Origin of the sequence: Lysinibacillus sp. VIII_CA, from assembly GCF_049943995.1 — a bacterium.
Taxonomy (GTDB): Bacteria; Bacillota; Bacilli; order Bacillales_A; family Planococcaceae; genus Lysinibacillus; species Lysinibacillus pinottii.
This window is the reverse complement of record NZ_JBNFXM010000017.1, coordinates 82,116-101,963: the sequence shown is the minus strand read 5'-3', so window position 1 is coordinate 101,963 and position 19,848 is coordinate 82,116. Positions and strand designations below refer to the sequence as shown.

Here is a 19,848-nt window from a genome sequence, read left to right as displayed (position 1 = left end):
AATCAGTTGTGACTGTAGTGACAGCCCTCCCATTTCATGTATATACATTTATAGGGAAACGTTTCGCACACTGAACAACATCTTTCTATTGAACAACTTAAATCCAATTTGTAAAAACTTTTATTAAAATTAACAGTGTTATTAATGGAAGTCCTTGTTTTAAAAAGGTTTTGCCACATTCTTTAAACCATGATTTAAAGTGTTTTTTATCCATTCTTTCACCTCTCGTAATGCATAAGCTTGCTACTGTGATTTACCGGAAACATTCTTTTAAACTCTTATAAGTTTAAACACATAGGAGATCAAGAACTTGCTAAATATGAGTAGAAAGAACAGTCCATTTACACCAGAAAAAAAGCCTTCTCTGTTTATTTCAATAATTGTATTTTGGGAAGTAAAAGGGATTGGTATGTCATTTTGACTCAATAAGAAAAATAAACTGACCATTAAATAAACGATTAACCAATATTTAGAATAATTAAAAAATGGTCTCGTTATATATTTATTAAGTAAAGTGTCTCTGGGCTGATAAGTTCTTAATGAATCATTTCTTTCATTTTCAAAAATAAACTTAACCGCATCCTGATAATATCCCAAACTTTCAATAATGCATCTCGCTTCTTTCCACGCTCGTTTTTCATTTTGATAAATCACATAAGGATTGGTACTACCAACAATACATTTATTTATAAAACGATGATTTTTTTTATACGCGTAATAATGCCCTAACTCATGTGCCATAAATATAGCTAGTTTTAAATCACTGTCTATTAACTTAGGTACAACAATGTTTTTAGGTATTATTTGATTCTCAATGTATTCAAAATTGAAATGAGCAGTTAGTCTAAAAGATGATTCGTATGTATATACAATATCTATCTTTTCTTTTTTCACTAGTTCAATCATTTCAAATTTTAATTCAGTGCCTAATTTTTTAATTGAATCATTTTCTATGATCATTTATTCATACCTTTCTATGCTATTATCTAAACAATTTCCAATTAAATTAACGTTTTCTTAACCACTTTTCAATAAATTGATTAAATTCAGACCTATTTAAAATTTTTCATAGTATTACTCCTTACTTTCAAAATCAATTCATCAGAGTATTTCATTAATAGCCCTTATAGAACCTAAAACAATGGTTATAGCTAAGAAAATAAATAAGATAATTAATTTAACAATTTTTGGTTCTTGTTGGTTCGTAAAAATCCCTCCGTAAAGTATCTTTTCCCTGATGCCAAAAGAACAGCAAGGAAAAGATAGTAGTATTATAATTTGATAATTACCTTGTAAAATACAATACAATTGGTATTAAAATCACTATGAGAATAATTACAATATTTCCATAACGAAACCACCAACTATCGTAATTGTTGTTCATAAATATTCACTTATCCTTTCTACATAAATTCGATTCACCTTCTAACAATCTCTTATTCAAATAAGGAGGGGAGCCATCTTGTCATTACTAGCCATAAACAAAATAAAGCAATTATTCCTATAAAAATGCCGTTTAATTTCCGCATAAACCCAAATCTCCTTTTTTAGTCTCTCAGAATGGAAGATCATCCTCAGATACTTCTATCGGTCCTTTGCTATTAGCAAATGGATCTTCATCTACACGTGTATAGTTTGGCTGATTCATAGGTGGTTGATTTTGCTGATAAGCATCTCCGCCATAGGAACCCTGTCCTGGCATAGCGCCACCAAACTGCTGTTGTGGTTGACCACCGCCATAGGACGGTTGGTTATTACCGTAAGTTTGTCCACCACCATATTGAGGAGCAGGAGCACCGCTGCGATTACGTGGTTCTAAAAACTGTACGCTATCCGCCACAACGTCTGTTGTATATACTCGCTTTCCGTCTTGTCCTTCATAACTGCCTGTTTGGATACGACCTTCTACCCCAATTAAACTTCCTTTTCGCATGAAGTTTGCTAGGTTTTCAGCCTGTTTTCGCCATGCAACACAGTTGATAAAATCCGCTTCACGTTCACCTTGTTGATTTGAAAAAGAGCGGTTTACAGCAACCGTAAACCTTGTTGCTGCTATACCATTAGGTGTGTATCGTAACTCTGGATCTTTTGTTAAGCGTCCGACCAGGACGACACGATTAATCATTATAATCACTTCCCCTTTTGTATCAAACTAGTTAAATAATTTATCTTGTTTTAGCATAACTACGAATATCGTGTAATTTAGTCCACTCTTCCATAAAAAATATTTCTATATTCCCATTACTTTCTCTACTTTGTACTTTGAAAATTTCATCCTTATTAATATTCAACCGATCGAATTCCCAAGCAGTTACTTCAACACCGTAGTATTTTTCATCTGTAACACTTTCAAACATAAAATAGAAGTTTCCATATGAATAGTACTTTTCTATATACATTAATTCTTTTTCATGCTCAACAGGTTCATCTTTAGCTGTCATTTCAAATGATATTGAAAGAACATATGCCATTAAACTAATAAAAAATAGTACAAAAACTGTTTCAAAAATCCCCTTTTTATTCATTTTATAGTACCTCCAATGCCTTAAACTCAAAGCTTATATATATAGAGTGTAATTGGTATCCCAATAACTAAAGCATGTATTAAACGAAGCACAACATTATATTCGATTAATTTTTTAGCTTATCTCTAATTTGTACTTTTTCAGTAACAAATGTGTAAGAATTGTAATAAGTAATATAGAAATTACGTGGAACAACAATCCTGATGATATCATTAAGATTTCTAGTTCACTGTACATACCATTTGGGACAATTATGTTGTAATAGTCCATAAATATAACCAAATTCATGATAAACAATAAAACTACTAATATACTAAAGTCTTTAAATTTCAATATGGGCTGTTGGTAATGATTCATCTAACAACATTCCTCTCATCTTATTTTTCTTTTCACTAAGGTTCAATTTACAAAATTACCATGCCTATATTTCATTTTCTTTTCGTGCTGCACGATAATCAGTGATGATTATAAGAACGCTAAATAGAATTCCTATTACACATATTCCTTTTAAAATATTCGATACAATCCCAACAATCCCAGTTAGGTTTCTATCCATAATGCAATACGTTACAACACACACAAAAATCATCTGTAAATGTACAAATGGTTGTGGGGATAGAGGATCAGAAACTGTAAGGAAATTGAAAATCCCTAAAATAATACCTACAATTCCTACAATTATCATCGTAAAATCCAAGTTAATCATTATTCCCCCTTCAAACGTGCTTTTTATATGCAGAAAAGGTGTCCATAAGTTGTGTGTATGAGATTCCAAGGGTATTAGTCTCTTCTTGATATTGTGAAAGATACAATCCAATACGCAGCTGGTAAAATCCTGTTCTATACTTTACAGGCACCTCCCACTGTAATACTCGATACCCTATATCCCATTGCTCGACCATTCCTAATTGGACCAAGCGAAGTAAATACTCGTTTATAATTTCACTAGCTTCACTAGTCAGTGGAAAATAGCGTTGTGCTTCGTTTAATACATGCGTTAGCGAAAAAATTTCATCCGTTTGATTGAAAAGAAATCTGTCGTATACCCAGAGTTGCCAGATAGGAAATTGAACACCAATAGCACGATGATTTAAAGGAGATAACAGACAACAAGGATAGTATTCATGAAGAGATAACTCGTGTTTCTTTATTAATGTTTGATACAGTTGATGAATATGGGGACGTTTAATTTCCTTATCTAGCATGTATCTATAATTAAAATTTGTGAGATATTCTTTTAGATTAGATGCAGCTGTCGCCATTTTATTACTCCCCTTCGTATTTGCTTATTAGTCTAAGAATTCAATGTAAGCATCTGCTTTAATAATCATTTCAGTGACAAATTTCTCTTTGTTGAAATCATTTTTTTTCAGTCGTCCCATTACTAAAATAGTACGATTTAATAGTTCTTCATCTTTGTAAGTAAAGTACTTAAAATATTTCTCAAATACTACCAGGGTAAAAGGGTATGCATCTTCTCCCATATTGAAATACCAAACCTTATCTAACCGGACAATGCTTGTTATCTCTCCATGTATAAAATAATTAACATTCAACGATGTCCCTTTCCAAAGCTTTTTAGCTGCGATATACTGATCACTTATTAGTTCTGTGATTGGCACCTTATGGCCATTGTAAGAAATAAATATTGATGCTAGTAAATCAGGATCCGCTGTTTGAAACAGCTTCTTTAAACTCTTTAGCGATGATAACGTTTGAGGTGGTTTTGGGCTATCATCCTTTACTTTTAACTCTCTCCCATTAACTTCATTATTATCTTCTTCTCGTTGAATGGATTTGGGGACATAATCAGGGTCAAGCTTATTCGTATTTAGCCGTACCATTATTGGTTCCACATGACTTTTTAACTCTTGTTGAAACTGAGTAACCTTAAATAAGCTTCTTTCGAATGTCATTTTTGCGGCAAAAGCACACAACTCTTTATGTACCGATTCACCTTTTCCACTAGTCTTGAAAAAGCTGATTTTCTTACCTTCTTGAACGAAATGAACCGGCACTTGACATGCTATATCCATACAATAAATATCTAAGCCATGGCTTGCTGGTGAGTAGTCTTTAGCGGCGATAATAGTTCCATCTTGTAATCGAGCTGCGTTCATATCTACATCCTCCTTATATCCCATCTATAATTTGAATTATTCTGTATGTTAATTCGATATCATCAGTCATTTTAAAAAGTGTCTCTTGCTCAGGCCTTGTTAAATTACGCTTTAACCTTTTTTGCATATAAAGCAATAAAGTATCCCACCTACCAACCTGTTCCATTTGATAAAATTCTTCTAGCGATATTTGCTCTGCAGGGACATGGATATGGGACTGGACTTCTTCAATATCATTAACATTTATTAAGATTGTTTTGAGTGCATTATTTTGAATAAACTTAAAAGCAATCTCTTCACTACATTTTTTTTTTGGACTTGATAACCAACCAGAGTAAGAGATAATATCGTTATGTTTTTTGACTTTAATGTCATAACTCTTTTTTTTAACCGGCTCATGTAGAAGGTGTCTACCTAATAAGCGAGGTAATCCATTGTATTGTAAGAGTGGAAAGAGACCATTTTCTAATTCATGAGGACATTTTTTGTCTCAACAAAGCAAGGTAACTCCGCTTCTTTCACATGGATCATTTGCAAAACTGCTACTAATCTTGGATATAGTTCAGTCAATAAGATGTACTCTTCAGATGGAGTAGCATTTTGTAATAGTGTACCTACACTAACCGTCTGTTCAGCTAGAAGAGTAATTAATGCATTCTTATGTGTAATACTACTAATCGAAAAATGGGCAGTTTGATGTTGTTGCCTAGAAATCTCTAATATTAATTCTGATGCAAACAACTGGTACTGTTGACAATTATCACGGAATAATTTTCTAAATGTTGATTCATTTATTTTTTTTAATATCTGTTCACGAACTAAGCTAACAACTTCTTCATCTACGAATTGTTCATAATGATGTAGCGGGATACTTTGTGGTAGGCCGTTTATTCCCTCAAAATGTTCTATTTCAATCATCTCCTAAGCTATTGTAGACATGCTATCAACATATATCCCATCAGTAGGCACGACTTGGTTTTTTTCTGAAAACCAGTACGAAATAATACAAACAATGATTATAAAAATTACAATTGCAAATTTCTTTTTCAACTTGTCACCTCATTTCAAGCGAGTGCAGCTACAGCCGATTGAATTACCTTTTCCATATTTGTTTCTCTTGGATAGACAATAGGTGTGTCAATTTTCTTTGCTGCCTCTTTAGCGTTATACATCGTTTCATGACCACAAAATGTTTTAACAATTACTAAGCAATCTACTTGTTTGGCCATATTAAACAGATAATTTTTTCTGCTATTTTGTCCATCTCTACAGATCACATTAACTGAATATTTTTCTTCAAATTTTTTTATGTTTTTCTCCTTGTACATGCCGCCAATGATTCCAATAGTTTTTAAATTCATATAAATTCCCCTTTTCAAAGTTATAACTACATTGTAAAAGAGAAACTAGAATTTGTAAATAATTAACGTTATAATAACATTAATTATTTACATTGAGTTGCATTACATAGGATAATTCATTTAGTGTAAAATGTTCATTTATACATCCGACTACATGGTCCTGTTGTAGCAATGGTATTAAGTTTTCAATTACATTTTCCATTAGATAAATTGTAGGGATGTTATGCTCTTTACAAATCAGGTTCAGTTCGTTAATCTCTGGAGTAATCTCATTAACCTCAACAAAAAGACATGAGGATTCTGTAAAGCTCAAATCATTTATGTCTGAAACACGTGTCACAACAGTATCTGCTGGCGATGCAATAGCTAGAGCAGCTTCCCAATTAGCGGCAGCCTCCCCATTAGCGTATACATAAATAACTTTCATCTTTGACTTCCTTTCTAAATAAAAAAAGAGCACCCCTAACAAAAAGACATTTAGTCTCTAGTGTTAGGGGTACTCCCTTTGTATTATTTAAAATTTTAAATTTTTTCCATAACTATCTTGAGTTTAACAAATAAACATTGTGTAGTCAATTTGTCAAATAAGCAAATCTGGTAAAAAAGTAGCAGTTAAAAACATCAATATAGACATCGTAAAAATAGCCCTGTGATTCTTTCTAAATTCTGGATGGTCTATTAGCTTATAACCATGTTGGAAGGTCATCGATACAATAATTCCAATCAACGAAGCAAAAATTACTGCCTGAGTAACAATTAATACAATTATTTCTAGCCAATTGCCTATCTGAGTAATCGTGGCTAAACCCAAAAATATAAATGGAGCCCCACGTACACCTAATAGGATAAACATTGAAGAAAGGGCCATTAACTGAGCGTATTTTTTCCATTGTCCTACTTTAAAAACAGTAGCCATCATTAATATAAAACATGCAACCAAGAAGAATACTGTAAAAATTGTTGCTACCTTATCAAATATCCCTAACCACTTGTCTTGAGCTAACCAGGAGAAAACGAATGATTCCATTTTCTGAACATCTAACTTTTCTGGCTCAATTATATTAACTGCTGCTTGTAATAACATGGTTAGTTCCCCCCTAGCACTTCTCTTTGTGTCAGGCTATATAATGCTCCCTCCTCTGTAAGCTCCCCGTCAATCACAGGACAGTAGCGGCTGCAGGTATAATGATTACGTGCATAGCTATCAAAATTCCTCATAGCATCATGCCATTGCTGTATTGCTCGCGGTGCCACGAAAGGTCTTTCAAATACATCCATTAACTCATCTAGTGAAATGGTTAAATGTACTTCACAATTACATAACTCAAATTTATAGCTATATAAATGTACATCGTGCATAAATTCTGCAAATGGAAGTATTTGATCCAACTGATCAACTAGTTCAGAAATAGGTTTGTTGTGCCCTTTGCGAGTAGAACGTTTAAAATGTCTGATAAAAACCACTTTAATACGATTATAGTTAATTGTCCCCGCTTCATCGACACGTACTTCTAATTTAAAGTTTGTTTGAACAAATGATGATAATGTGCTTACTACTTGATCTAATTCACTAATTTCATTTCTCAATTTTTTGTAGTAAGCAGGAGATAAAGCTTTGGCGACAGCTCCTGCTGACTTTTTCTGTAGCAAAGAATCTGACTGTCGATATTCATACGTTAAAAGTTTTACTAAAAGATGGTCTTTCCGAATATCCTCTATAAGAACGGAACCCATAATTAACACCCCACAATTTTTTCATAATATGTAATAGTACCTATAATTTCTACATTATTTTTCCTTAGATTACTAATTAATAGTAAATGATTAACCATTGAAATTAAAAGGTACAAAAAAACTATCATTTTACAATTAATTTGTATAAAAATGATGAATTATGACAATTTTTTTGTACATTTTAATTAAAAAATAATAATTATATAGAACAAGAGGTAAATTGAAATAGTTCTCTTGTTCTATATTGGTTTTTAATTTAGTAGAATTTTTTTATAGTCTGTAATCAATTCTTCTGAAATACCTAAATCTAAAGTAATTTGTAAAGATTCACCAACCTCTATTTGGTCAGGATTGTCGATTACATACCATCTTTTACATTGATACTGGTGTATAAAGAGATAGACAAGGTCCCTATTAATTTCAAGGACATCCGCTTCCCAACTTACAACACCTCGTTCTATAGGCTCATAATAACTAGTTCCTTTGAGTGATTCATTAGTCTCCTCTTCGTCATTAGCTAGAAGGTCGACGCCTTCGCCAAATATAGTTGCAAGTTCTGATTCATCAGTTACCGAAATCTCACTTGTTTCATAAATATTTGCTTCATCAGCAGAAGAATGAAACGTAGGATAGACTACATCGATAGGTAAATAAAATCTTTCCTCAACTGGTTCAAAAATTTTAACCTTATTGACATGAGTTGTTACCAGCTCCTCAGTTTTTGGAGAGTAAAATACGCACCCAACTACCACTGCTATTAAAATTATGCTTGCTATTGCGAACACAAAAATCATCCTCTCTAATCAAATAAATCAAACGTTACAACCACCACTGATATGAAAATTATGCATGTTATTATGTACATAAAAATCACCCTCTCTAATCAAATAAATCAAACGTTACAACCACCACTGATATGAAAATTATGCATGTTATTACGTACATAAAAATCACCCTCTCTAATCAAATAAATCAAACGTTAATTGACCGTCTGTAACAGATCGATTATTTTTCTCTTTCTTTTTTAGATTTTTAACATTAGAAATACAAATAATGTTTTGCTCTAAAATTTCAAATAAATCAGGGGAAGTCTTTATAAATGCTGATTTATGCTGTATCTGCTCACTTTTTTCAATTTCATCAAATAATGAGCTTGCATTATTTTTAAGGCTCTCATCAGTCTTTACTTGCTTAGAATCTATAGGGGCTACATCTGTTCGTCCTATATTAGCTAATATTTCACGGGCTCTATCAGATGTTTGACTTATCCAATCTTCAGCTGAACCTTTGAGAGTTTTGTTCCCTTCTTTAACTGATTTCAGTAACATCGATCGCAAGTCCCCATCATCCCCTAGCATTGCACTAAGACCATCTGAGGAAATTTCACCATTGATCGCAGCCGTCGCGCGATTTTTGGATGCTATGATGTATGCCATTTCTTGCTGCATTGTATTTTGATAGGCTAAATAGAAAAGTCTACACTCCTGTTTTTGACCAATACGCCAAGCTCTTCGTGATGCTTGATTTATCGTAAAGAGCGACCAACTAAATTGATAAAAGATTAAGGTCGGTGTACACAAAAGGTCTAGCCCAACTTTTACAAGCTCTTGCGAAACAATACATACGTTATGACCTTCTTCCTCAATTTTTTGGCTTAACCACTGGCTTCTTTTGTCAGTAGCAGCTGAAGAAGTATCTAAAATACAAACCTTAGCACCGATTTCTTCAAGTTTCTGTTTCAACCGTGGTCTTACATCACGTGCAGGGTTAGTAGAACCTGTATCACGGACGTATACTATGGATTTTCGCCCTTGTGCCATTTCTGTACGAATAATCTCCTGCAGTTTTGCTTCTTTAGGTGTTGTTCTTGCTGTATCTATATGGGTAGCTTTCCAAAGTAACGTTATATCGCCTGTTTCAGGATTCTTAATCGTTGCATCTGGAATGCTGTATGGATTATCAGGCATTGCTATACCATAATCCATCATAATTCTGTATATAGAACCAGGATTCGGATCTCCACTTGCTGCAGAGTCGAATTTACCCATCATTTCGTTATAAACAGCCGATGTTTCTTTATCCATTGGCACAAAAATTGTAGGGGTATCAATTAAAGGGACAGGGTCCGGCCATACGTCTTTTAATCTGACATTCACAACATTGTGAAGCATGTATTTACCAAAGATAAACGGGCTAATGCCAGGTAGCAGTTTATCAGGATAACGAGTTACTCCCCCGCGTGAATTAGTATTACTGTTTTCACCAGTTGGTTTATCAGATACAAAAGTTCGTTTTTCCACATTTCCATATTCCTCATTAAATCGCCCTACCTCTGTGTACCGGTAGCCGCTTCTAGCCATATCAGTGGGAAATAGTCTCCACAATAAGTAGTAGACATCCATTGATTTGCCACCAAATAATGTTCCTGTTCCAGCGATAACCTTCTTTGCTGCTGCCGCAAGTGAACCTAAAGCATTCCCTTGTGCAGTGTTATCAGCTTTACACATATGAACCTCATCTACTATGGCAATATCAAAGAAATTCTTCATCTTACGGCGAATATATTCGATAGTTGCTACCTTTCGAATAAGACCTTTTGAAGACTTTGGCTTGCTGTTTGATAACGAGCCTAGTGATGATATCTGAAGTTTATCTCCTTCTGCAATAGCAGTTAATAGAGCCTTCTCATGATTCGTCCACTCGGCAAATGTTTTATAACGATTAGCAACTTTATTGGTCCATAAAGAATCTCCACAATAGAAACAAAAAGCATTCGGATCAAACATCGTTTTATGTAAACGCCGACTTTTTCCAAATTCCTTTGGTGTCATGTTATAAGTTTCATATCGTATTTTCTCAAGTCCATCAGTTTCATCGATATAGGTCTCTTTTGACTCAACCGCCTGATGAGCTTTTCCACAAGATGGACAATAATAACCAGCCCTGTAAAAATCGTCTTCTCCTTTTTGCCTTTCAGTGGCACGATACTCCCAACTAACAGCAGGATGTATTCGTGCACCATCTCTCATCGTTGTGTATGAAATAACAAAAAATATAGGTTGCGTTGGTTTTAGTCTTCCACTTTTCATCCAGTTTGCATGGTAGCGTATCAATTCCTCCGTTTTACGGACTACAATGACTTTTGCGTTTGGAACTGTGTTCCGTATTTCTTTTGGCCATTTATCCATTAAACTAGGAGGTGACATTAAACAAACGTGATAACCTTTATCTTTCCCTTTAGGATTCCACGAACTAAATAACCCATCTGCAATCGCAGTCATCATGGTTGATTTACCTGTGGACATTTCACCTTGTAGTATTACTGACTTTTGTTTTTTTGTTTTTAAACGTTTTGCTATTGCCGTACTTGCATGCGCTTGAACTGGGAAAAGCTCACGTTTATACTCATTAAACTTCGGATGTGTCTCCATTTTAGATGCATCATGTGTTGGTCGTACCTGTTCAGCTAACTTTTCAATTAACATGTCGTTATAACCTAATGCATATTTATCTAGAGTTTTTACATCCTTAAGTGCGGCCCCGCTTCCATTCCTTTTAAATGAAATGGTTTTGCTTTTTAATAGCTCGCTAATTAAGTTATCTGCTTGTTCCTCTGTGAGAGCAACTTCAAATAAATGAAGATGTTCATTAACATCATCAAAAAGGAGCGGATCCTTGTAAAAATCTACTGGAATTAGATGTCCTCGTTTACACAACTCTTCATACACAATTCGTTTCCACTCTTCCTCGATCCATAAGCCAAAAGGTGGACCACCCAGTAAGGCCGCTACATCATTAGCTGGATTACTGTCAAAAGATATTAGATATTTCCCTTTGTTCAGTAAGTCATCGTGTAAAATGATATAACCTTTTCTTGTGCCAGATAAGTTCATTGGAAACTTTTCATACCGCCCTTTTTCAGTAGCTAAACCATACTCCAGTTGAAACTGATAGTCAGTATTGCTCTTCACTCCATGACCAAATCGAAGTGCGCCACTAGTTCCCATGTCAATACAGGCTTTCATTGATTGAAGTGCTGAATCTGCACCAGACACTACTGCTAAAAGCAGTACCTTTTCAAGACCATAACGGTTGTGTACTTCTTTATAAGCAGCTGCATAACAAAATGCACTATGCCACGCCTGCTTTACATACACATCTAACATCTTTGGCTGTTCATGCTCCTGGTAGTTAATTAATACGGTCATATAAATTCCCCTTTTCAAAGCTATTTGATACTTCCCAGAGAACACAAAAAAAGCCTCTGGTCATTTCAAACAGCATACAAAAAGGTATGTGTTATAAAATGCCCAAAGGCTTGTACAATACGTTCTCCGTCGTTACAAAAAAGTAAGACAATTAAATAATTAAAAAGTATCTCCTAAATTATATACGAAATTGCAACTTTTTTCAAAGTGAAATGATTGACTCTCGAAATAGAAGATTTTGAGAAACATTTCTTTATCCTCATTTTAAAGGCGTCTAATAAAATTATAAAAAAATCCTTTATATGCTGTTAAGAAGTCACAATTACTTACATCTACAGTTTCTCTATAAGTAGTTCGTTCTCCTGGAGCAAGTTCAAAAGCATCTAATTTAATCTTCATAGATGCACTTTTCTTATCTTTACTAACTGTAAAGTAAAAATCATCTCCTCCCCAGCCTGTTTCAAGAATTATCGAAACCGATGGTGAATGAGCTGCAAAATGAACTGTCTTACATTCTAGTTCATTTGTTTTATCTTGATAAGTATCTACTAGAAATTTAACTGTAGCATCGAATTGAGGGTCAATTTTTTTATTCAATTCGATGTTTAATACCTTCTGTGCATCTAAAACAAATTGCTCTAATACTGCGGCAATGTCTTTAAATGTACTTGCTACTTCCCCTATTTTGGTAGGATTCTTTAAATTTCTAATTTTGGCCCCTTGGTGAACACTTATGCTTTCAGATGTAGCATAAGCGCAAGCATTTAACTCATGTAATGTCCCTCTAAAATATACATGCAAACTTTCAATGTAGTTGCCAGTCTCGTTACGCTTATTATTATAATACGTAATAACCTCTATATATCCATTGTCGTCTTGTAGATGGTTATCGAGTTCTTTACCTAAAGCCCAAGATTGTTCCCTAACTGCAACTTTTTTAAAAACACCTAATTTTAATTGTTTTGCTGCCTCTGGAATAATCTGATGTGAATATATCATAGCTAACTCTCCTTTATTTATACATATCTAATTTACTTTTGTTCTTCTGGGATGGCGATACATCTCAATTTATTAAATCTATCACTAGCTTCTTTCACATCAGTTTCAGACAACAGCTCATTAGGTTTCTTTACATCTAAAGAATCTATAAAAAACACCCCAATATCAGATGTATTATTTAACACCTCTACTGCCTCTCTATAGATTCCTATAGATTCAAAATCCACCAAAATACAGCCTTTTGTACTATCTCTAAAGGTAACATTTTTAGCATCTAGTAGATCTCTGCCGTTATCGAATTTCAGCCATTTAGTCATAGTAATTATTCCTTTCCTTTTACATTTTTATTGTAATTTATAAACTTCGCCTTCAGGAGTAAGCACCTTTATACTCACACTTCTTTTAGTACGAGAAATATGCATCACTCCATTTTCACTTTCTTCTTTTTCATGTTCCACAGTGACAATTTCTAGACCCTGCAGTGCATGTAAATGTTCGTCATGACCAACAACACCGTTTACCATACCCGAGGCCAATAATAAAGCCATCTGCCCTTGAGATATATTAATAATGGGTTGCCCATTTAAACGTATATCTCTTGGCTTTGAACGCTCTTTAAACGCTTGATATCCTTTATTCTCTCGTATAAGCGGAATAAAGTTTTCTTTACTTTCAAGTCGTGTATAAAACGTTGGTGCAGCTAGCGGTGTATGTGGTAAAGTCCATCTTTTACCCTTTTGTACTAACTGCTCTAATGTTGGTATTTCATTCAAAACAAATTCGTCAGACTGCATATTTTGTAAGTATTCGAACATTTTTTGCGAGAATAGTTTGGTTTTTGTTTGTTTCTTTTCACCAATGAATACACATTGGGAAAAATCATAATAATCCTCGTCACCAAAACGACCAATAGATACTTTTTCAAATTGAGTGGCTAAGAATCTTGCAATTTTAGCATCTGCGAAGCGGTAACTAGGAATAATGTAAATCATTACACCTCCGCTTTTAAGATACCGCGTTCCTCGTAGCAACTCCGTATACTCTTTCCGTTCTGTTGTATCTTCACTAAAACCTTTAATGGAATAGTCATACGGCGGATTTAACCACACACCACCAAAAAAATTATTACTGATAACACAACTCTCAATAGGCGCTTGTAAACATACACCTAATCGTTTACCCGCTTCCATAGCTCTTGACTTATCAATCTCAACACCATATGTTTGAACGGCTTTTTGTCCTGCAGCAATATACTCCAGGATCAAGCCCTCCCCACAAGTAGGATCTAAAATTGTTGTTTCATTTGGCATTTCTAATAGTTGTTTCACCAGTTTCCCTTGTGAAATTGGTGTAGCAAAATAACCAGCTCTTAATTTATTTCCGATATGTGACATTGTGTGCCCTCCTTAAATTAAAAAAAGAGCTTTGCATATGCAAAGCCCTTCAATCTTTTAGTAACCGTGTGAACCATTATTTCGTGGCTGATTATTTGGCCAAGATGGTTCATTATTGGAATAATAAATTGGTTGGTTATTCCCGTAATTAGGTTGTTCACTATAATATTGCTGTGGCGGTTGATTTTCTAAGCCATGAAAAGGTGGTTGGTTCTGACTATTATCTTGTGATTCCTGATTACCGCTGCCAGCGAGGAACGGATACGCAGTAACTATAAAGTCATTTTTATACACAGTTTTGCCACCTTCTTGATAAGAACCTGTTTCTAGCTTAGATTCAATAGCCACCATCGTCCCTTTTTTACCGTATTTACCCAAATGTTCAGCAATCTTACCGAATGCTGTAATATACGGATAATTAGGCTTTTTCTTATTACCTGTTTTATCTCTACCATTATCTACAGCTAATTGGAAATTCGTATACTTATTGTTGTCTTTTTCTTTCACTTCTACATCTTTAGTTAGACGACCGATGAAAACACATCTATTATTAATCATATTAAATGTCCTCCTCGTCTACATAGAAGAATTTATTGATCATCTCTTTAATTCTTCCAATTCCTTTTACTGAGTTCTTTGAATTAACACCCGCTATACACCAATCACCGGATGGTAAACGGTACATAACAGACTTTTGTTTAGCAGCAGCAATTGCACATGCAATTTCCTCCGCTTCTTTCAAAGCCTCAGACCTAGTACAGGCTTTCAACGTAAAAAATTCTCGTTGTCCATTTCCTATACGTAGTTCTACTCGATACTGCTGTTCCGCCCCTTTAACGATATTAAGAATATCATCTGAAGCTTGCACAATTTTTTGTAACATAGTAAATCTCTCCTCTTTTCAAAGTTATAAAGTCCTTTTGTATTCAATTGAACGCAAAAAAGCCTTTGAACATTTGCAAGAGTAGACACATTACGTCTATTCATGAAATGCCCAAAGGCTTGTACAATACGATCTCCGTCGAATTTGAGAAAACAAATTGACTAATTAAATACATAAAAACTTATACGTCCATGTTACCATAGGTGGATAATCCTGTCTACGATTCAATGTAACTTACGTAATTCTAACAATTCCAGCCGATGATCTAGAGCTCGGTACATCTTTGTTTCCGATTCCAGTGACTGGATGTGTAAATCTACTTGAATATCCTTTATTTGCATATAAGGCTTCTCAATATCCTTTGGTAAAAATCCTAATTTCTTTAACTCTTTCACTTTTTCCATATTTACAGAAACATATTTCAAAAATTCACTTTGACCTAGATGAAATAATAAACCTTTTCCATCATAATTTGGTTTCATAGAAATAATAGAGAGACTGCCCTCTGCTATTTTGAAGCCTGTATCCAATTCTTTAGCCTGCTCCATTATTTTATTGTAAGCAGTTTGCAATTCCATATAGCGCTTATTTCTTGCTACGTACATAGCCATCTCCATATATGCACTCCAAAACTGTGGAATATCATTATAAACCTCCTGTACCTGGGGGAGGAGTAATTTCCCTTTTTTATTCAAGCTGAATCGAGCATATTTTTTTGAAGGTAATTTAAAGGCTTGTATATCAGTAGCATCTTTTAGTTCATCAGGGCACTTAAACACAAGCACTCCTTCGTTTATTAGATGTTCTGTTTTAATATAACAAGATAAACACTCTGCTAAAGATTTATTATCTACTTCTTTTACATCTTTAGTAATGAACTTACATACATAACCTAGATCCTTAAATTCAAAACGGTTTCCTTCTAAATGATATAGTTCCTTTTTAATCCACTCCTTAGAACCTTTCTGACGCTTCTCAAGCGCTTTAAAAACCCCATACTCTCCTTTATAAAGGAAAGTAGTTAACCCTCTCCTAACAAGCTCCTCTGTCGTCATATGCATTCCTCATTTCAAAGTTATATCTTTAAATAACAAAAAAGCCTTTGAACATTCGATTAAGACATTTAGTCTTACCGAATACCCAAAGGCTTTCACAATGCGTCTCCGTCACTTCCAATTGGAAGGACACGTAGTTACTCAAAGAATTAAATTAATTATAGCACAAATTATAGTATGTTTTGTTTTTATCTTTCCTCAGATTCTAATTTAGATAAGTAAATCCACACTGAAATGGATTCCTCAGCTGCAAGTTTTTTTAAAATGTCATACGTTTCAGCTGAGATTGTATGAGTAACGTCTTTTATTGGCAACTTACGTAATAAAGGGTGTGTTTCTAATAGTGGCATTTTGTAAGAAAACGTAATTTGCTGTTCTTTTATAAAATGTCCAGAAACATGTGAGTTTTTCTGAGCATACTTAGTTAAGCTCACATATCCGGTAAATATTTCTTGCAAGGTAATCTCATCCATACTACGTCCTATGGACCTGAAATATTCATATCTTACATTTGGTGTGTTCATAGTTCTCCCCAACTTCATATGGATTCATTATTCGCTGGCACTTAGTATCAATTTTATCATAAGTAATATTGAACAAATTTTAAATAGAAAAAGAAAAATTCCCACAAAAAAAGTGGGAATTTCTTCTTAATAACATGTAAATAAGCTCTATTTATGTTAATCATACAATATACACAGTAATTACCCAATATTTTATAAGTATTCCAATATATATAAATAATGCAAACTGAATTTTTTTAGAATACAATCTTGTAGTTAATTGTTTAGAATGCAAATGTGCTATTTTCCAATTATATCATAACTATCACTAATATTGTTTCTTTTAAGTGTAAGGTTAGTAAAAAAAGTAAAGACCAATTTGTTACTTTTATGATATACAAATTGATTTTCACATATCCATAAATGGTGGTTCAAACATTGATATAACAGTATTCCTCACTGAAAAAAATCACTTATTTTATCTGTTTTCACTATATTAAGGAGGTCAAAAATGGTATAATAAGAGAGTAACTAGATAGAGGTTTCATGGGCGGTTGGCAATCAAATTAACCTATCTTCTTCTTCCAAAAGGAGAGAAAGGAGATGATGCCAATGACATTATATGAAGGCATGATGGTGGCCATTAGTTTTACTACACTAATAGTCGCTGTACTTGCATTGTCATTTACTTTTACACAAAAAAAGTAAACCGTCCCTGCCTCGCAAGCATGTGAGATGGTTTACTTTATCACTTGCAAATCGCCTTTGAAGCGATTCGTCTTGTTACATGACCATTTAGTGTAGCAGCACTAAATGGTCTTATTATTTTATATACATCTTATAGTTTTATTATACCATCATTAATTAACTTTCTCAATTCAGAAAAAAAGATACCTCGTTAAAAGGTATCCTTTTGTTCATTAAATTCAAATGTTTTATAAATCATTTGGATGACCTCTTCGGATAATGCCACTAAATAATACAAAAACGCCACCTCTAAAGTCTTTCCTAATTTTACACCAGCTGTATCGCTTATTTTTTTTATATCATTAATTATATTATCTGGTACCCGGAAACTGATCATTTGCAATGTACTACGTTCTGGGTGCATCTTTTGAAAAAGTTCTTGAAACTGATTTGTTGTCTTGTGTAACGCTAATTCTGTTGCAATTTTATCAAAAGATTGTGTATTTAAGCCTTCCTTTAACTTCGATATCATTGCTTCAACTAAATCATTGAACTCATACAAGTCTAATTCAATAGCTTTTTCGCTACCTATTATCTTGGCCAGTAAATATCGTGTTAGTGGAGTCTTCTGCTTGCTAAGAACTAGAAAGCAGCTATCATACAATATCCTCGAAAACTTGTTTATTTTATAAACCTTTGGTGAGTAAATCACTAATCAATCAACTCCTGCTACATTGCGATTATTTCGTTACCGTATCCAAACTTCACTTACACCAGAATCAAGAGATGAAATAGGGACCTTTATATTCCCTATTCCAGTTCCTAATACATTAAAAGTTTTAAATGTGAAAGTACCAGTTACTTTCACCGAAAATTTCTCTTTATGTTGAACTTTTCCTTCAGTACTATAAGTAATATGGAAGTTCGCTGGATTTAAACCACTTTCTCCGAGTGTTTCTTGGAAACGAGCTTTTACTTCTGGAGTTATTCCCCCCATTAGTTCCGCATGTTTAGTGGTCTGCTCAGTAACATTGTTTGCCTTAGTCGATTGTACACCATAGACACTTAATTCAGGTAAAAATACCGCGAATGGAAATAATATTAGTAGCACAAAAGCTGCACCTATATAACTATTCATATAACATCATCCTTATTTGCGATTGAAACCGTCTGTTTTGTCACTCCATTGATTTAATCCACTCTCATCATGTACCCCGTTAACTCCATCAACAAAGAAATTACCTATATCATTAAATGACCAATCTGTTGATGAGGAAATGATTGCCAACGCGATGATACCAGCAATCAAGCCAATATATCCTAAGTATCCATTATCAGAATACTGATTGGCAGACTTTTCTTCTGTAAAAAATGCTTTTACCTTTTCTTTAGCAACCATTAGTTTTCCTTGTACTGTAAATGTTCCACTTGTAAGTTTTGTAATCATGTTATTTTCTCCTTTTTGTTTGTTTTTATATTTGGAGAGGATTAACCTCATTCTCCTAAGTTAAAAATTATAAGTACTTCTATAAATAACAAATAACATAGTCCCCATAACCACAAAAAATGGGATTAACATAAAATTTGTAACTTTTCTTGTGGCTTCTGGTCTTTCTATAAGTAAATCCTTGTAATTTTCCTCTTGTAACGCTTCTAAGTTTAAGAGTTGATCCTCAAGAACTTCAGTAGCCTCAGTTGCATCAAGTTTTACAAATTGCTCTAGAGTAAAAGCAAACTCTTTTGCCTCTTGTATACCTACACTTTCTGCAAAGTCATAATATGGTTTAGAGCTTGAGGGATTTAAAGTTACTTGGGTATTTAATTGTTCAACATGAGGAATTAAATATGGCCCAGCATATTGAACAGAATTTTGTGTTGCTGTATTGGGAGTATAGTTTTTTAACAATACAAAGAAATGGTATAAATAATCTAAAAGCTCCGAGTTTAATTCCCTTCTAGCATTTTCGGCTGCTTCTTTCAGATTTGCTAATGGTTTAACAATCATTACAATTACTAAAGGTATACCAATAAGAAGCAACATCCTTTGCTGTGTTAATTGATACACTATCAGCAATGGAATTAATGAACTGATAGCAATAATGATCTTTTTCACAATAAACTTCTCAGCGGTTATATTAGTGTATTGAGCATCTTTTAATAAAGTCGCTATATAATCTATAATATTTTTCAATGAAGAAAATTTTCTAATTATAGATTTTCCTACTAGTTCTCTATCTTCCTTAGAAGCGGAAAGAGACTTTAGTTTGTATTTTCTTCTTCCAATTAGATTATTGAGTCCATCAAAAACTACATAGCTCAAGATTCCAATCAAAAACAATATTGATATTTGTATAGCCTCTGTCATTGGAACTCTCCTTC

Annotated in this window: 24 protein-coding genes; all 24 read right to left on the bottom strand. The window is 33.7% G+C overall.

Going from position 1 to position 19,848, the window contains the following annotated elements:
* Positions 1-270: 270 nt before the first annotated feature.
* The 24 genes from ACP3VS_RS18735 to ACP3VS_RS18620 all read right to left on the bottom strand — a co-directional run bounded on the left by ACP3VS_RS18735 (position 271) and on the right by ACP3VS_RS18620 (position 19,834).
* Positions 271-960, bottom strand: coding sequence for a hypothetical protein (locus tag ACP3VS_RS18735; RefSeq protein WP_426389598.1), 690 nt, complete (start codon positions 958-960; stop codon positions 271-273).
* Between the two features lie 595 nt (positions 961-1,555).
* Positions 1,556-2,125: a single-stranded DNA-binding protein gene (ssb, locus tag ACP3VS_RS18730; protein ID WP_426389597.1), complete on the bottom strand. Its 570-nt coding sequence runs from the start codon at positions 2,123-2,125 to the stop codon at positions 1,556-1,558.
* 40 nt (positions 2,126-2,165) lie between these two features.
* Positions 2,166-2,525 carry a hypothetical protein gene (locus ACP3VS_RS18725; protein ID WP_426389596.1) on the bottom strand — a complete coding sequence of 120 codons (360 nt, stop codon included), beginning with the start codon at positions 2,523-2,525 and terminating at the stop codon, positions 2,166-2,168.
* A gap of 421 nt (positions 2,526-2,946) precedes the next feature.
* A complete protein-coding gene (locus ACP3VS_RS18720) occupies positions 2,947-3,231 on the bottom strand; it encodes a hypothetical protein (protein ID WP_426389595.1) in 285 nt (94 codons plus the stop codon).
* A gap of 10 nt (positions 3,232-3,241) precedes the next feature.
* Positions 3,242-3,787 carry a hypothetical protein gene (locus tag ACP3VS_RS18715; protein WP_426389593.1) on the bottom strand — a complete coding sequence of 182 codons (546 nt, stop codon included), beginning with the start codon at positions 3,785-3,787 and terminating at the stop codon, positions 3,242-3,244.
* A 27-nt stretch (positions 3,788-3,814) separates the two neighbouring features.
* Complete coding sequence (locus tag ACP3VS_RS18710; protein ID WP_426389591.1) at positions 3,815-4,645, bottom strand: hypothetical protein; 831 nt, start codon at positions 4,643-4,645, stop codon at positions 3,815-3,817.
* A 465-nt stretch (positions 4,646-5,110) separates the two neighbouring features.
* Positions 5,111-5,563, bottom strand: coding sequence for a hypothetical protein (locus tag ACP3VS_RS18705; RefSeq protein ID WP_426389589.1), 453 nt, complete (start codon positions 5,561-5,563; stop codon positions 5,111-5,113).
* Positions 5,564-5,709: 146 nt separating this feature from the next.
* A complete protein-coding gene (locus ACP3VS_RS18700; RefSeq protein WP_426389587.1) occupies positions 5,710-6,006 on the bottom strand; it encodes a DUF2325 domain-containing protein in 297 nt (98 codons plus the stop codon).
* 79 nt (positions 6,007-6,085) lie between these two features.
* The gene (locus ACP3VS_RS18695) at positions 6,086-6,433 is read right to left on the bottom strand and encodes a hypothetical protein (RefSeq protein WP_426389585.1); all 348 of its coding nucleotides are present in this window, start codon (positions 6,431-6,433) and stop codon (positions 6,086-6,088) included.
* Positions 6,434-6,586: 153 nt separating this feature from the next.
* Positions 6,587-7,090, bottom strand: a complete 504-nt coding sequence (locus ACP3VS_RS18690) for a hypothetical protein (protein WP_426389583.1) — start codon at positions 7,088-7,090, stop codon at positions 6,587-6,589.
* Positions 7,091-7,092: 2 nt separating this feature from the next.
* Complete coding sequence (locus ACP3VS_RS18685) at positions 7,093-7,740, bottom strand: hypothetical protein (protein WP_426389581.1); 648 nt, start codon at positions 7,738-7,740, stop codon at positions 7,093-7,095.
* A gap of 251 nt (positions 7,741-7,991) precedes the next feature.
* Positions 7,992-8,525 (bottom strand): hypothetical protein, encoded by a 534-nt coding sequence (locus ACP3VS_RS18680; protein ID WP_197223620.1) that lies wholly within the window; start codon positions 8,523-8,525, stop codon positions 7,992-7,994.
* Positions 8,526-8,699: 174 nt separating this feature from the next.
* Entirely contained in the window at positions 8,700-11,948 is a 3,249-nt protein-coding gene (locus ACP3VS_RS18675) for a helicase-related protein (RefSeq protein WP_426389579.1), read from the bottom strand.
* Between the two features lie 264 nt (positions 11,949-12,212).
* Positions 12,213-12,947, bottom strand: coding sequence for a hypothetical protein (locus ACP3VS_RS18670; RefSeq protein ID WP_426389577.1), 735 nt, complete (start codon positions 12,945-12,947; stop codon positions 12,213-12,215).
* A gap of 32 nt (positions 12,948-12,979) precedes the next feature.
* Positions 12,980-13,264, bottom strand: coding sequence for a hypothetical protein (locus ACP3VS_RS18665; protein WP_426389575.1), 285 nt, complete (start codon positions 13,262-13,264; stop codon positions 12,980-12,982).
* 27 nt (positions 13,265-13,291) lie between these two features.
* A complete protein-coding gene (locus ACP3VS_RS18660) occupies positions 13,292-14,341 on the bottom strand; it encodes a DUF6094 domain-containing protein (RefSeq protein WP_206701520.1) in 1,050 nt (349 codons plus the stop codon).
* A gap of 57 nt (positions 14,342-14,398) precedes the next feature.
* The gene (locus tag ACP3VS_RS18655; RefSeq protein ID WP_426389573.1) at positions 14,399-14,899 is read right to left on the bottom strand and encodes a single-stranded DNA-binding protein; all 501 of its coding nucleotides are present in this window, start codon (positions 14,897-14,899) and stop codon (positions 14,399-14,401) included.
* Between the two features lies 1 nt (position 14,900).
* Positions 14,901-15,224 (bottom strand): hypothetical protein, encoded by a 324-nt coding sequence (locus ACP3VS_RS18650; protein WP_426389572.1) that lies wholly within the window; start codon positions 15,222-15,224, stop codon positions 14,901-14,903.
* Positions 15,225-15,448: 224 nt separating this feature from the next.
* The gene (locus tag ACP3VS_RS18645) at positions 15,449-16,279 is read right to left on the bottom strand and encodes a hypothetical protein (protein ID WP_426389570.1); all 831 of its coding nucleotides are present in this window, start codon (positions 16,277-16,279) and stop codon (positions 15,449-15,451) included.
* Positions 16,280-16,467: 188 nt separating this feature from the next.
* Entirely contained in the window at positions 16,468-16,803 is a 336-nt protein-coding gene (locus ACP3VS_RS18640; RefSeq protein WP_426389568.1) for a hypothetical protein, read from the bottom strand.
* 877 nt (positions 16,804-17,680) lie between these two features.
* Positions 17,681-18,181, bottom strand: a complete 501-nt coding sequence (locus ACP3VS_RS18635) for a hypothetical protein (RefSeq protein WP_426389566.1) — start codon at positions 18,179-18,181, stop codon at positions 17,681-17,683.
* Between the two features lie 36 nt (positions 18,182-18,217).
* Positions 18,218-18,607: a DUF4320 family protein gene (locus ACP3VS_RS18630; protein ID WP_099806347.1), complete on the bottom strand. Its 390-nt coding sequence runs from the start codon at positions 18,605-18,607 to the stop codon at positions 18,218-18,220.
* A 12-nt stretch (positions 18,608-18,619) separates the two neighbouring features.
* Entirely contained in the window at positions 18,620-18,916 is a 297-nt protein-coding gene (locus tag ACP3VS_RS18625; RefSeq protein WP_099806348.1) for a hypothetical protein, read from the bottom strand.
* Positions 18,917-18,976: 60 nt separating this feature from the next.
* Positions 18,977-19,834: a hypothetical protein gene (locus ACP3VS_RS18620; protein WP_099806349.1), complete on the bottom strand. Its 858-nt coding sequence runs from the start codon at positions 19,832-19,834 to the stop codon at positions 18,977-18,979.
* Positions 19,835-19,848 lie beyond the last annotated feature (14 nt).

Excerpts from the sequence above, each read along its gene's own strand:
- ACP3VS_RS18735 (WP_426389598.1), bottom strand. The coding sequence starts at position 960 with ATGATCATAGAAAATGATTCAATTAAAAAATTAGGCACTGAATTAAAA.
- ssb (WP_426389597.1), bottom strand. The coding sequence starts at position 2,125 with ATGATTAATCGTGTCGTCCTGGTCGGACGCTTAACAAAAGATCCAGAG.
- ACP3VS_RS18725 (WP_426389596.1), bottom strand. The coding sequence starts at position 2,525 with ATGAATAAAAAGGGGATTTTTGAAACAGTTTTTGTACTATTTTTTATT.
- ACP3VS_RS18720 (WP_426389595.1), bottom strand. The coding sequence starts at position 3,231 with ATGATTAACTTGGATTTTACGATGATAATTGTAGGAATTGTAGGTATT.
- ACP3VS_RS18715 (WP_426389593.1), bottom strand. The coding sequence starts at position 3,787 with ATGGCGACAGCTGCATCTAATCTAAAAGAATATCTCACAAATTTTAAT.
- ACP3VS_RS18710 (WP_426389591.1), bottom strand. The coding sequence starts at position 4,645 with ATGAACGCAGCTCGATTACAAGATGGAACTATTATCGCCGCTAAAGAC.
- ACP3VS_RS18705 (WP_426389589.1), bottom strand. The coding sequence starts at position 5,563 with ATGATTGAAATAGAACATTTTGAGGGAATAAACGGCCTACCACAAAGT.
- ACP3VS_RS18700 (WP_426389587.1), bottom strand. The coding sequence starts at position 6,006 with ATGAATTTAAAAACTATTGGAATCATTGGCGGCATGTACAAGGAGAAA.
- ACP3VS_RS18695 (WP_426389585.1), bottom strand. The coding sequence starts at position 6,433 with ATGAAAGTTATTTATGTATACGCTAATGGGGAGGCTGCCGCTAATTGG.
- ACP3VS_RS18690 (WP_426389583.1), bottom strand. The coding sequence starts at position 7,090 with ATGTTATTACAAGCAGCAGTTAATATAATTGAGCCAGAAAAGTTAGAT.
- ACP3VS_RS18685 (WP_426389581.1), bottom strand. The coding sequence starts at position 7,740 with ATGGGTTCCGTTCTTATAGAGGATATTCGGAAAGACCATCTTTTAGTA.
- ACP3VS_RS18675 (WP_426389579.1), bottom strand. The coding sequence starts at position 11,948 with ATGACCGTATTAATTAACTACCAGGAGCATGAACAGCCAAAGATGTTA.
- ACP3VS_RS18670 (WP_426389577.1), bottom strand. The coding sequence starts at position 12,947 with ATGATATATTCACATCAGATTATTCCAGAGGCAGCAAAACAATTAAAA.
- ACP3VS_RS18665 (WP_426389575.1), bottom strand. The coding sequence starts at position 13,264 with ATGACTAAATGGCTGAAATTCGATAACGGCAGAGATCTACTAGATGCT.
- ACP3VS_RS18660 (WP_206701520.1), bottom strand. The coding sequence starts at position 14,341 with ATGTCACATATCGGAAATAAATTAAGAGCTGGTTATTTTGCTACACCA.
- ACP3VS_RS18655 (WP_426389573.1), bottom strand. The coding sequence starts at position 14,899 with ATGATTAATAATAGATGTGTTTTCATCGGTCGTCTAACTAAAGATGTA.
- ACP3VS_RS18650 (WP_426389572.1), bottom strand. The coding sequence starts at position 15,224 with ATGTTACAAAAAATTGTGCAAGCTTCAGATGATATTCTTAATATCGTT.
- ACP3VS_RS18645 (WP_426389570.1), bottom strand. The coding sequence starts at position 16,279 with ATGACGACAGAGGAGCTTGTTAGGAGAGGGTTAACTACTTTCCTTTAT.
- ACP3VS_RS18640 (WP_426389568.1), bottom strand. The coding sequence starts at position 16,803 with ATGAACACACCAAATGTAAGATATGAATATTTCAGGTCCATAGGACGT.
- ACP3VS_RS18630 (WP_099806347.1), bottom strand. The coding sequence starts at position 18,607 with ATGAATAGTTATATAGGTGCAGCTTTTGTGCTACTAATATTATTTCCA.
- ACP3VS_RS18625 (WP_099806348.1), bottom strand. The coding sequence starts at position 18,916 with ATGATTACAAAACTTACAAGTGGAACATTTACAGTACAAGGAAAACTA.
- ACP3VS_RS18620 (WP_099806349.1), bottom strand. The coding sequence starts at position 19,834 with ATGACAGAGGCTATACAAATATCAATATTGTTTTTGATTGGAATCTTG.